Source organism: Weissella halotolerans DSM 20190 (assembly GCF_000420365.1).
Lineage (GTDB): Bacteria > Bacillota > Bacilli > Lactobacillales > Lactobacillaceae > Weissella > Weissella halotolerans.
On record NZ_ATUU01000005.1, the window covers coordinates 95144 to 108154 of the forward strand.

The following is a 13011-nucleotide window of genomic DNA, read 5'->3' on the forward strand; positions in this document are numbered from 1 at the left end:
CAATGAGAGGTGCCGCTTAATACTGTTAATATTTCCGACTTCATTCCTGACTAAAGGCTTATCTTGCAAAAGATTTTTGCCTAGATCTTATACTGGTTCCGCTTGATTTAAATCAGTGTAAGTAAGTTCCGTTATCGTTGAATCAAGCGTTAATTTATGAATTGTTAATTCATTGCAGTTTTGGATATACATTGTCCGATTACTTAAATCATAACCGACCCAATACTGGGTATAGTCATACTCACCAGGCTGGTTACCATGTTCGATTCCCCTTGGTACCGTCACCGACTTAAAGGCTCCATATAATTGAGCCATCCCTTCACCCTTAGTAAAGGGGGCCAAACTATTGGCCACATAAAAGGCACGAATAAAACGCGAAGTTGAGGTAAAGTCACCAGGTAGGCCAAACATTCCATAGCCAACGCCAAATTCAATTGGTTCTAATGTTTGATCATTAAGTACGAGGGGCTGTACGCTATCCTTATCTGCCATATGAATATAGTTACGCAGGTTAGTCCGATGCCAGTCATATTCAGGCCCATTCGTTACAACTCCAACACTTTCATAAAGTCTGAAGGCACCTTGCTCAACCGGCTCCAAGACAACACTTTCTCCACTTGCATCGGTGAACGTATAGTGCAAGGGAAAGCTAAAGGTTTGATTAGCAAAGTTAAAGGGCTGATCGACTAAAGCATATTCCTGATAATGTTCACGAATTTCCTGGACAGACTGATAATTCGTCAGCATGTAAGAAAGAAACTCCAATCCTAAGACTGGTTTTAATCCTCGTGCCTGAATATCAGTTAAGGAAGTTGTTGTTGCCTCAGGAAGCACCTGTAAATCACCAGCTAAACCATGCTCATTAACACCATCAAAGAGCATAGATAATGAATGCAGGCCTGTTCCCATTACACTATACTTGGCTGACCACGGCTCCAACTGGCTTGTCATCTCAAAGCCTTTTGGAACCGTGGTGATCGTAGTAGGCAAAACAAAGGGCTGCGCAAGACTACTTTTAAAAAAAGGCAATCCCAAGTCCATTGTCCGTCCCCAAAACACTTCACCACCGTTAGCCGTAATTCTAATTCCTGTACACATTGCATACCCTCCTTATGTGAACCGGGCTAGGCCCTGTCTATTTTAACTTATCATACAGCACCCTAAGCGTTTAAGATTCGCTACGCTTATCTTTAATTTTATCCCAAAAATAGACTAGGCAAACACCACATGCAATGAGTACGAGCCAATAGCTGATTTCACCAATCAAGCCAGCAAAGCCTAAATATAGACATAGCTTTTGAATCAGCCAGGCTGCGATAATCACCAATGTACTTGCTATCACTAATTTTATATAACTCATCGGGCCCATCTTTTATTAATCCTCGTTTCACTCCTTAATATCAAATTCAACAGGATAACGATAACATCACGCTATTAAAGTTACCTTACCCTCATTTTTCTATTATACAAGTCATCGAGAGCTGAACCAACACCATTCACTTATTTATCCCTATTTTTGGACCTTGAATACTCATCCTTCGTTAACGACCAATAATCTACGGTGGATAAAGATTCCCTTCCATCAGTATGGTTTAATATATGGGCTGGTAACCGACCTGTTTTTTGCATGCCTAATTTTTCCATAACTCGACCACTTTTAACATTGGCAATATCATGTACGGCATGCACTTCCTCCAAATGCAATTGGGTAAAACAGACGTTAAGAAGCTTTTCAGCGGCCTCTGGCATATACCCGTGCCCCCAATAGGTGCGGTTTAAGACCCAACCTAAACTAGCTGAGTAGGAGGTTAAATCTTGTAAATCTAGCATGCCAATGACCGTATTTGTTTCCTTCAATACTATTACCCACTCAGTTAAAGTCTGGGGGATAAAGAAATTGGCAATTGTCTCTCGCGTTTCTTCAATCGTCTGATGCCTATCCCATGTCATATAACGACTGACTTGTGCATCACTAGTATAGGCAAATAGTGCGTCAGCATCAGTCAATTTAATTTTACGAAGTACCAAGCGTTTCGTTTCGAGTTGTGCCTGTTCTGCCAAAATTAGATTTTGTGTCTTCATGCTCTGAATCTCCTATCATTCCAGCTTGGAAAGACCAATGAGCGATTAATAATACTTAGCCATATACACTTCATTCTCATAACCCTCAGTCGTTTTAATGGCCTGCCGCCTGATTCCTTCAACAACAAACCCCATTTTTGCGTAAAGATGTTTAGCTGCCTCATTCGTTTCCATCACGGTCAACTCTAAGCGCCTTACCTCATGTTCCTGCGCCCATTGATCCAATTGACCAAAAAGTTGAGTTCCAATTCCCCGTCCTTGAATACTTTTTAATAAGCCAACCACAATATAAGCACTATGCCGATTCTTTAGATAGCTACCTCGTCGCGCATGTAAGTATCCTACTAGCTGACCAGCAGATTCAACCACCAAATAACAATCGTGTGCTTGGATGGCGCCTGCTAATTCATCTTCTATAATTTTGACATTATTTGGTCGTTCACCTGGTGATAGGAGCATAAAAGAGCTTTCCTGATCCAAGGTCATTTTCAACTTTAAAACCTTATGCCTATCAACTAACTGGACCGCTCGTATAAGTACCTCAGTCATCCGTCATACTCCATTCTAATGTGCTCTATGCCTGCATCCAAAAAATATTGACCAACGGCCTTGAAGCCTAATCGTTCGTAAAAGGTTTTTGCAGAAATCTGGGCTGCTAATTCAACATGTTTCACATCCGAATCCTTAGCATCTTTCATAATACAGATAATTAACTCCTTAGCTAGGCCCTGACCGCGCATCGCTTTAATCGTTGCTACCCGCTCAATGTGCAAACCACCTGCTTCACATGCTAGCCGGGCCGTTGTCACTGGCTGTTCATCAAGATAGCCAACATAATGTACCCGCTGATCATCTAACCCATCATGCTCACAATCTGGTACGATTCCTTGTTCCTCGATAAACACCTGGTCACGAATTTTTAAGGCGTCATTTGCTACTTCACCCCGTCCTTTTTCATGCACAATATGCAATTTCGCCATCTTCTTGTCCTCCCTAGTCTGGTAAGTATTAGAATTTTATCATTTTGCTAAGTCGATTGTATATAACAAAATTAGACTACGTCACCAGAACTGACAAAAAAGCCATTTAACCTTTCTGTTAAATGGCTCATTTTATTTAGTAAATGTATTGGTTGGGATGGTAGCTCAAAAATAAGCAATTAGCTTTACTAAACAGGTAACAACTCACCTTAATCTTGCATATGCCAATAAATTGCCAGCATAAGGGTTTTCAATAGACTATCGTTTTGGCCCTCCAAAAAGACTAACTTAAATTCCTTCTTCACTATCCACTTAACCAACAAAAGTAGAACTTAAAAGAAAGCTACTATCCGGGCTACCAGGGTTAACGTAATGGCTAGCACCAAAAGTATAATTGTAACGAGCCGCCAGTTAACAGGGCCATAGCCTGCTTGCTTTTTATCCTGTCTAAGGGCAAGCTGGCTCGCTATTAAGCCTAAGATAATTATCAAACTACCAACTGCATCTAATTTTCCCCCAGTTCCTGTTAATGGGAAAAACATATTACTTAATATAATAACAATCACACCTAATTCAAGAGCAATTTCTATTTTCCTAAGCATTCATTCTCTCCAAACGCATAACACACATAGACACCATGGGCGTCATCACTCACCAACAAATTTCCCTGCAGACGACTTAATAGCTAAATCAAGTTCTGACTAACAAAACGCCACAGGGCCCTAGTTAAAATCCATTTTAGCAAGACAAACATATCTAAATCGACCGACTAACTAACATTATGAAACAAGTGACCGACCCCCACTGCCTGACTAAACCTTGAGAAAACACATGAAGGTAATAGGGCTAATAATCCCATGACCGTCAAAGATAACAGCCACTCTATACTAGTTACCCAACCAGCTGCCTTCGTCTGATATTCACTTCCCATCCAAACTAAGCCAAGATAGACGATTAAATAAAAGCCCAAGACCATAAAAATACCCATCTTAGCAAGGCCTGTATCCCGCATCCGCCTAATCGTTATGGCCAATGTTGGCAAAATTAAGACTGGCGCCATAATCAAGGCTAGCAATAGGCCAATTGAAACTAATAGTATATTGGATTGCTTTGAACTTAGGTGGCCAAAATAAAAGAATATTAAGGGGATACTCATTAGAAACCAACTTCCCAATAAGCCCCAAACATAACCTGAACGAGTAGACCGGCCCTTAAAATCGACAAAACCTAACCAAAAATCCCTTATTGCCAACCAAAATGGTGTATAGCCAATTTCTTCAATTCTCATATGCGTTCCCTCTCAAAGCCTGGCAGCCAGGCTTTTGTCTATTATCACGAAGATCATTTACCTAACTAAGTCATACAAGATTCCTATATTCGTTTCATATGTTACCTTAATCACTATCATTGTTTCAAACAATCGCTAAAAGGTCAATCATAATTCGCTACAATTACTTTAACGACGTAAGGTGCACTGGCTAATGCCCTTTTTAGTTTCTAAACATAGGCAAAAGGCTATCAATACCTTCTGCCTATAATTATCCTTTAGTTAGCCGACATGCTAAAAGGGACATCCCCTAGCTGGGGATGTCCCTTTTAATTTAAGTGGGGAATGAATTCCCCAAAAATTTAGCCACAAAAAAATGCGGTCGGCGGGAATCGAACCCGCACGGTATCGCTACCACAGGATCCTTAGTCCTGCGCGTCTACCAATTCCGCCACGACCGCATTGCTGCTTGCTAATTCACATCAGCAAACACAATTCTACCAAATTAAATCACAAGAAGCAAGTCCCACTTAATCAACTTTGAGCTGATTATAGGCTACGTAAACTCCATGATCTTCCTTAAGTATCACCTATACTTCCTCACTAGGCTCAATCATTGAAAGACCAATCCGTTGGCGTTTTTCATCAACTTCAACTACCCAAACCGTCACAATGTCACCCACAGCTACAACGTCATGAGCGTTTGTAATCCGTCGCTTAGCTAAACGAGATATGTGCACTAATCCATCTTCATGCACACCAATATCAACAAAGGCACCAAAATCAACTACATTGCGCACCGTTCCCTGTAACTGCATACCTGGATGCAAGTCCTTTAGGGTAAGTACATCAGATCGTAACACCGCCCCAGTTGCACTATCGCGTGAATCACGACCAGGGTTGCTAAGTGACTGAATTATATCATGCAGTGTTGGCATCCCAACCCCCAATTGTTCAGCAATTGCAGGCTGCTCATATTGGACCAATACATCCGCCGCATCAGGACCTGGTTTTACCTGAGCTAAAGCTAATAATTTCTCTGCTGCTGCATAAGATTCGGGATGGATATCACTATTGTCCAGCACATTCTTACCTTGTGGAATACGTAAGAAACCAGCCGCTTGTTCAAACGCTTTTGGCCCTAACTTAGGAACTTTTTTCAAGGCTGTCCTTAACATAAAGGGACCATTCTCATCCCGGTAATGGACAATATTCTGAGCAGTGGTCTTTGTTAAGCCAGCAATATGCATCAATAATTGGGGCGAGGCGGTGTTTAAATTAACCCCCACTTGATTGACCGCCGTTTCTAGAACTGCATCGACTTCCTGACTTAACTCTTTCGTTGGCAAATCATGTTGATACTGACCAACACCCACTGCTTGCGGATCAATTTTAATTAATTCTGCCATTGGATCTTGCAAGCGCCGGGCAATTGAAATTGCGGAACGTTCTTCAACATGCAAATCAGGAAATTCTTCACGGGCTAAATCACTGGCAGAATACACCGATGCACCAGCTTCATTGACTACCGCATACTTTACCCCTGGTACATCGTGCTGGATAATATCAGCCAAAAACTGTTGTGATTCACGACTAGCCGTCCCATTACCAACTGCGATTAAATTAACCTGGTAATCTTTAACCAACTTAATAAGTGTTTTACGGGCCCCTTTAGGATCATACTTAGCTGCCTTATGCGGATATATCACTGCTTTAGCCAAGAATTTCCCATTTTCGTCAACAACCGCCAACTTTGAACCAGTCCGAATTCCTGGATCAAAACCTAAGACCACCTGGCCTCGCAATGGGGCAGCCATCAATAAATGATAGAGATTTTGCCCAAATATCTTAACGGCATCTTGCGCTGCCCGTTCAAACAATTCTTTCCGCAATTCTCTTTCAATAGCTGGACCAATAAAACGCTTGTAAGCATCTTGGGCTGCCTTAGTTAAAATAGCTGCTGCTTGACCACTATGTTGCCCAATTAGTCTAAAGGTCAAAAAGCGCTCAATAGCTGCTTGGTCCGCTTGAATACTAACTGATAAGACACCGGCTTTTTCCCCACGATTAGTTGCCAAAATTTGATGGTTGGCCACCTTCACTAACGGCATTGAAAAATCAGTGTACAAAGCATAGGTGCCCTGTGGATCTTTATCCTTCGCATTACGCTTCATTTTTGAAACTAAACTACCATTTTTACGAGTAAACCGGCGCACCCAATCTCGAAGGCCTGCATTTTCTCCAATTACCTCGGCAAAAATCTCATGGACTCCCTGCCAGACATCATCAACAGTTGCTAAGCCCTGATCAGGCTTTACATAGGTCTTGGCTACTTGTTCTAATTCTTCATCGCTAGGAAACCGTTGCACCAACTGGGCCAATGGCATTAGCCCTGCTTCTTTGGCCAACGTCGCCTTCGTTCTGCGTTTTTGTTTATATGGCAAATACAAATCTTCCACTGCCTGCATGGTTGCGGCAGCCTTAATCTGCTTAGCAAGACTCTTTGTCCAAGCACCCTGTTCCCTAACTGCCCTTTCGACCGTTTCCTTTCGGGCCAAAAGCTCCTTTAGTTTTTTTGTACTAGCTTGAATGTCACGAATTTGTACTTCATCCAGATTTCCCGTTGCTTCTTTTCGATAACGTGCAATAAAGGGCACTGTATTGCCTGCAGTTAATAGTTCATCGACTGCTGATACCTTATGGCTCGGTAGTGATAGTTCCTGAGCTACTTGACTGACAATTTCATTTACTTCTTCTGTCACTGTTACACAACCCTTCTTTTTTCATTCTATCTTGTCTTATTATACAGTATCTTTCTTAAGTCATCGGTAAATGGGGGCATAAAAAAACAGCCCGTTGTTAACTAACGAACTGTTTTGCTAAAAACAAATCATGTTACTTTATCATTTGCCGTTGAATCCACTTAATTACTTCAACAATCGGAATGATTGAGAAGGATGCAATTAAGACAATCATCCACTGATGCATGTCTAAATTAGTTACATGGAAAACACCATTAAAGGCGGGAACTAAGATTGTAATTGCCAACAAAGTAGCCGAAGCTACAATACTTAAGTTAAATAATTTGTTCCTAAAGGGGTGGATGGTAAAGAGTGATTGGTGAATACTCTTTGAATTAAAGGCATGGAATAGTTGAATCAATCCCAGCGTGGCAAAGGCCATCGTTAAAGCATCTGCATGAATGGCCGCACTACCTGCATGTTCTGGGAATGTCAAAGCCAACCAATAGACAAGCAAGGTTATCCCACCTTCAAGTAGCCCTTGGTACACGATAGCTGTTCCTAATCCCCCAGCCATAAAGCTACTTGACCGTCCGCGAGGCTTTTGCTTCATAATACCAGGCTCACCCGGTTCCACCCCTAAAGCAATCGCTGGGAAAGTATCTGTAACCAAATTAATCCATAGAATCTGAACGGGTGCTAAGATATTCCAACCTAAAATTGTCATCATAAAGAGCGCTAAAACTTCACCCAGATTAGCTGATAATAGATATTGAATGGCCTTTTGGATATTTGAAAAGACTTTACGTCCCTCATCAACTGCATTCACAATGGTAGCAAAATTATCATCGGCCAAAATCATATCTGATGCCCCCTTTGACACCTCGGTACCGGTTATGCCCATGGCAATCCCGATATCCGCTGTTTTAAGAGCTGGTGCATCATTCACCCCATCACCCGTCATAGCAACGACCTTATTTTTATCCTGCCATGCGCGTACAATTCGTACCTTATGCTCTGGTGCCACGCGAGCATAAACAGAATATTGCTCGACTTGATTATGATACGTTTCATCAGATAAGGCATCTAGTTCGGCCCCAGTAATAATGGCCTCTGCACCCTGCCGATTATCTAAAATTCCCAGTCGCCTGGCAATTGCTTCAGCCGTTACCTTATGATCACCGGTAATCATGAGCGTTCGTATACCGGCTGTTTTCGCTTCCGCTACGGCTTGTGCAACTCCAGCCCGTTCAGGATCAATCATTCCAATTAAACCAACAAAAGTTAAGTCTTGTTCAACCACAGCAGAAGTTAACTCCTGTGGCAGCGTAGGCACTTTGCGATAGGCAAAGGCCAAAACACGTAAGGCTTGCTTGGCCATATCCTCATTTACTTGTAAAATCTCGGACTTAAGTTTAGCGGTTAATGGTTCTTCTTGCCCCTTAACAATTACTTTACTAGCCCGCTCTAAAAGCTCATCCGGGGCCCCTTTTACTGTAACCACATATTGGTCCTGCCATTTATGAACCGTTGACATTAACTTACGTTCGGAATCAAATGGAACTTCTGCCAAACGTGGGTTATCAGCCAAAATTTGCTGGATATCGCGCCCTTGTGTTTCATTAAATGTAATTAGCGCAGTTTCCGTTGGATCCCCAAGTTTTTCTCCATCCGCCTTTATCTGACTATCATTATTCAAGAGCATAATATCACCTAGAATCAATCCTGTCCCCGTCAGTGGCTGACTAGCAGGAACAAGTTGTTGATCTACGTAATACTTTTCGACCGTCATCTTATTTTGGGTCAACGTTCCAGTCTTATCGGACCCAATAATCTGGGTTGCGCCCAGTGTTTCAACCGCTGGTAGTTTTCGCATAAGGGCATGGCGTTTAGCTAAACGTGTTGTTCCCAATGCAAGGGTCACCGTCACTATGGCTGGTAGTCCTTCAGGAATTGCCGCTACAGCCAATGAAATTGCAGTTAGTAGCATGTCAACCAACCGATGACTAAACGATCCGGTTCCCGTCGAGCGTAACATTCCAACGACAAAGATAACCACTGCAATAAGTAAAATCAGTCCTGTTAAGGCCTTACTTAATTGATTCAGGCTTTCTTGAAGCGGCGTTTTCGTAGTTTTAGCCGTATCCAGCATCCCCGCTATCTTACCAACTTCAGTTTGCATCCCTGTAGCTACTACGACTCCACCACCACGACCATGCGTCACATTAGCATTCATGTAGGCCATATTTACACGATCCCCTAATGGTAAATCCCCTTTTTCTAAAGGAGCAGTGTCTTTATTGACTGGCAATGATTCACCCGTCAAAGCCGATTCCTCAACTTGGAGGGACGCTGATTCGATCAATCGCATATCGGCAGGCACGACATCACCCGCTTCCAATAAGACAATATCGCCAATCACAATTTGAGCGGCCGGAATGGTCATTACTTGTCCATCACGACGCACATTAGCATTTGGGGCTGACATTTTTTGTAAAGATGCAATGGCTTCTTCTGCTTTTGCTTCCTGAAAGACACCAAAAACAGCATTTAAAATCACGACCGCCAAGATAATTAAAGCATCGGCCCCTTCACCAACAAAGACCGAAATCAGGGCGGCTACCAACAAGACCACTATCATTAAATCCTTGAATTGATCAAAAAACTTTTCTAATAATGTTGATTGCTTTTGTCCAGTTAATTGATTTGGCCCATTCGCTGCTAATCGTTTGGCAGCCACATCTGGATCAAGCCCATCTTCTAGACTCGTCCCTAAACTGGCCACCACCTCTTCGATTGACTGCTCATACACTGGTTGCTCTTCTTTTCCCATTTATCCCACCATCCTAATTCCTATCCAAAATTAGCTTCCTATCAAAAGAAGTCCATTGCGACCACTTATAATCGACAATGGACTTCACTATTCACCTATATTAGTTTTAGTCATCGGCATCTAGCAAAGCATACTTGCCATCACGACGTTTGTATACTACTGCTGGTGCATCCGTTTCTGCATTAATAAAGATAAAGAAGTCATGCTCTAAGAGTTCCATTTGCAAAACTGCTTCTTGCGGATCCATGGGTTTTAGTGAAACCGTCTTCTTACGAACAATCTCTGGTTCACTTTCCTCTGTATCCGTCATCAACTCTTCATCAATGTCAAAGACTGGTAAGCCCTTATACCCTTGTTCACGTGACTTCCGGTTGACCCGGGTCTTATACTTACGTGCCTGCCGTTCTAACTTAGCCGTCACAAAGTCGATTGCCTGGTACAGATCATCTTCTGTATCTTCAGCTCTCAAAACCAAATAAGGTAACTGGATGGTCACTTCCGCCTTGAAACGCTTTCCCTTCAAGGCACTGACCTTAACCCGAGCAACGTAAGACCCATCATCATTAAGATAACGCTCAAACCGTGAAAGCCGCTTTTCAACATATTGTTGAATAGCGTCCGTCACTTCAAAATTCAAACCGCGTACTTGATAGTCTAACATAAGCAAAGTCTCCTATCTTTATATTAGTCGCCTCTGACTATTCTCATTATACCTTATCCCCTGATAAAACTAAAATGAAAAGCCTTTCATTACTAAGTTAACGTGCTAGCGTTAAACCTTGGACTACCCGGTAACCTGCCTCTTTCAAACATAGCATAGCATGACGCATCGTTCGTCCAGTTGTATACACATCATCAACAACACAAATGCGCTGGCCCTTATCCAGCCTACTTGCTGAATTTATAATAAACGGTTGCCTGGTTTTTAAACGCGCCTCCCGCCCTTGCTGCACCAAGCTGGTTTTAGATGGCTGGCGACATAATAACAATGGACAGAGCCGCATACCAGTAAACAATCCTTGTACATGGTCAAAACCACGACGATTAAGCGTGCCTGCACTGACCGGTATTGGCACCAACGTATCGTACCGTATCAAGCGTAGTCGCTGTCTAATGGCCTTAGTAAAGGTATAGCGCAAATGATAACCACTTTGAAACTTATAAGCAGCGAAAAAAGCTGCCATTTGTTCGTCATAGTGATAAATAGCCTGTGACTGTACTATGCACCCCGCTTGCCGTCGCCATTGTAAACAATCGGCACATAATTCCTGTTTTGCTAATGAACGGCCACAGCCACGACAGGTATTTCCTTCAATTAGACTAAATTTTCCTTGACACGACCGGCAAATCTTATCAATTCGATACTGAAAAGTCAATTGATACTTTAACTGTTCCAACTCTGTTACTGTGTCTTGTTGACAGAGATCACATAACATTACTCTTCCTCATTTAATGTCCTTAGCTCTCGATTCACCTGTTTGATTTTAATGGTCTGCGTCTGAATATATGTCCATACATGCCCATCTTTACGCCCAACGCTGCGACCACAACGTCCTGCTATTTGTATCAACATAGCCTTCGTGTAGAGGGCTTCCTCGGCTCCCATAATGGCCACATCAATTTTTGGAAAGGTCACTCCACGTTCCAATAGTGATGTCGTCACTAATAATTGAATATCACCGGTCTTAAACGCTTTAATAACAGCTTGTCGGTTCTTAGCTTGAGCGTGAATCGTCTCTACTCTACCTTTACTGTAAGCACGTAATTTCTCCGCTAATGGGTCTAAATCATTGACCCTAGGCACAAAAATTAATACTTGTTGCTTAGCATCAAGTATTTGTAGTTGCCGCTTTAAATGGCTAGGTAAATACCGTCGCCAATTCCAACAAAACTGAACCTCAAGCAATGGTAATTTTCCACCATGAAAACGTTTGTTCAATGTCAGTAGCTGAATCCCCGGTGCTAGCCGCTTAGGTAGCGTCGCCGTTAAATAAACTAAACTGCCGGTTACCTTTACCGCACGCTGAATAGCATATAACAGCACTGGATTGTCTACTAGAGGATAAGCATCAAATTCATCCACAATTAGCAAGTCAAATGCCTGATAAAACCGAAGTAACTGCTGTACCGTAGAAATAACAATTTGCGTATAACCGTATGACTCTGTTGTTTGTCCATGCAACCTTATCTGCTCAATTAAAAAATCTCGCTCAATGCGCCAACCTAATTCTTCAACAACGTCAATTCTTGGTGCCACGATTCCAATCCGATAGTGTTGCTCAACTGCCCATACAATGGTTGGATACAACATTTCTGTTTTTCCGGCACCAGTTACAGCATGAATTAAATATGGCTTTCCAGTCTGTACACCTAATTTAAGTTGTTGAGCTACTTTATTTTGACGTGGCGTTAAACAGCCTTCCCATCTAAAAAATTCTCTGTTACGGTAAATTGATTGCACTCCGCTAGGGTTACTAATTGATCGTTGCTTGTTAAACGTCCTAACATATGACAGGACCAACAGTATGTACCAGTTGGTAAATAAGCCCATTGAGGAATTTTTTGACCACACCGCTGACAGCTTCCTTGTAAAATTGCTTCTTCCCGTTTTACTTGCGCTGGCAAATCATACTCTGGATAATTTTTATTCACCACTAATTGCCGCCCATATAGCAAGTCTGGACTTATTTGCTTTTTCACCTATCATCCTCCTACTAACAATAAAGCAATATAAAGGATTTTATACAAAAAAAAGGGTCACCCAGTAGGTGACCCTTTTAGCTTGCGTTGCGACGCCCTATCCTCGCAGGGAGCGATCCCCCAACTACTTTCGGCGCGATTGAGCTTAACTTCTGTGTTCGGTATGGGAACAGGTGTGACCTCAATGCCATCATCACAACACGTGAGACTTACGTCTCTCAAAACTGAATCTTATTGCTTGCTTTTGCCTTCATTTATCCTTGTGCCTTTACACCGTTTGTTCAACTTGGTTAAGTCCTCGAACCATTAGTACTAGTCCGCTTCACGTGTCACCACGCTTCCACTTCTAGCCTATCTACCTCATCATCTCTGAGGGGTCTTACTTCATTTCTGAATGGGAAATCTCAT

At 42.3% G+C, this 13011-nt stretch carries 12 protein-coding genes, 1 tRNA gene and 2 rRNA genes; all 15 read right to left on the bottom strand.

Annotated elements, in window-relative coordinates; translation table 11 throughout:
* Positions 1-87: 87 nt before the first annotated feature.
* Positions 88-1098: a linear amide C-N hydrolase gene (locus tag G414_RS0106700; RefSeq protein WP_022792051.1), complete on the bottom strand. Its 1011-nt coding sequence runs from the start codon at positions 1096-1098 to the stop codon at positions 88-90.
* A gap of 402 nt (positions 1099-1500) precedes the next feature.
* Entirely contained in the window at positions 1501-2082 is a 582-nt protein-coding gene (locus tag G414_RS0106710) for a GNAT family N-acetyltransferase (protein WP_022792053.1), read from the bottom strand.
* Positions 2083-2127: 45 nt separating this feature from the next.
* Positions 2128-2631, bottom strand: coding sequence for a GNAT family N-acetyltransferase (locus G414_RS0106715; protein ID WP_027694589.1), 504 nt, complete (start codon positions 2629-2631; stop codon positions 2128-2130).
* Entirely contained in the window at positions 2628-3062 is a 435-nt protein-coding gene (locus G414_RS0106720; protein ID WP_022792054.1) for a GNAT family N-acetyltransferase, read from the bottom strand. The genes G414_RS0106715 and G414_RS0106720 overlap by 4 nt, the downstream gene beginning before the upstream one ends.
* Positions 3063-3394: 332 nt before the next feature.
* Positions 3395-3664 (bottom strand): hypothetical protein, encoded by a 270-nt coding sequence (locus G414_RS0106725; protein WP_022792055.1) that lies wholly within the window; start codon positions 3662-3664, stop codon positions 3395-3397.
* Positions 3665-3831: 167 nt separating this feature from the next.
* Positions 3832-4350: a DUF805 domain-containing protein gene (locus G414_RS07545; protein ID WP_022792056.1), complete on the bottom strand. Its 519-nt coding sequence runs from the start codon at positions 4348-4350 to the stop codon at positions 3832-3834.
* Positions 4351-4706: 356 nt separating this feature from the next.
* Positions 4707-4790: transfer RNA gene (locus G414_RS0106735), tRNA-Leu, on the bottom strand.
* Between the two features lie 129 nt (positions 4791-4919).
* Entirely contained in the window at positions 4920-7091 is a 2172-nt protein-coding gene (locus G414_RS0106740) for a Tex family protein (protein ID WP_022792057.1), read from the bottom strand.
* A 133-nt stretch (positions 7092-7224) separates the two neighbouring features.
* On the bottom strand, positions 7225-9903 hold the full coding sequence (locus tag G414_RS0106745; protein WP_022792058.1) for a calcium-translocating P-type ATPase, PMCA-type: 2679 nt from the start codon (positions 9901-9903) through the stop codon (positions 7225-7227).
* Between the two features lie 106 nt (positions 9904-10009).
* A complete protein-coding gene (hpf, locus tag G414_RS0106750) occupies positions 10010-10564 on the bottom strand; it encodes a ribosome hibernation-promoting factor, HPF/YfiA family (protein WP_027694591.1) in 555 nt (184 codons plus the stop codon).
* Between the two features lie 97 nt (positions 10565-10661).
* Entirely contained in the window at positions 10662-11339 is a 678-nt protein-coding gene (locus tag G414_RS07430) for a ComF family protein (protein WP_022792060.1), read from the bottom strand.
* Positions 11339-12364, bottom strand: coding sequence for a helicase-related protein (locus G414_RS07435; protein WP_162138068.1), 1026 nt, complete (start codon positions 12362-12364; stop codon positions 11339-11341). Before G414_RS07435 ends, G414_RS07430 begins: the two co-directional genes overlap by 1 nt.
* A complete protein-coding gene (locus G414_RS07655; protein ID WP_051125806.1) occupies positions 12313-12603 on the bottom strand; it encodes a hypothetical protein in 291 nt (96 codons plus the stop codon). Before G414_RS07655 ends, G414_RS07435 begins: the two co-directional genes overlap by 52 nt.
* Before the next feature lie 84 nt (positions 12604-12687).
* Positions 12688-12804: ribosomal RNA gene (gene rrf / locus G414_RS0106765) — 5S ribosomal RNA — on the bottom strand.
* 85 nt (positions 12805-12889) lie between these two features.
* Positions 12890-13011, bottom strand: a 23S ribosomal RNA gene (locus G414_RS0106770); the annotation flags it as partial.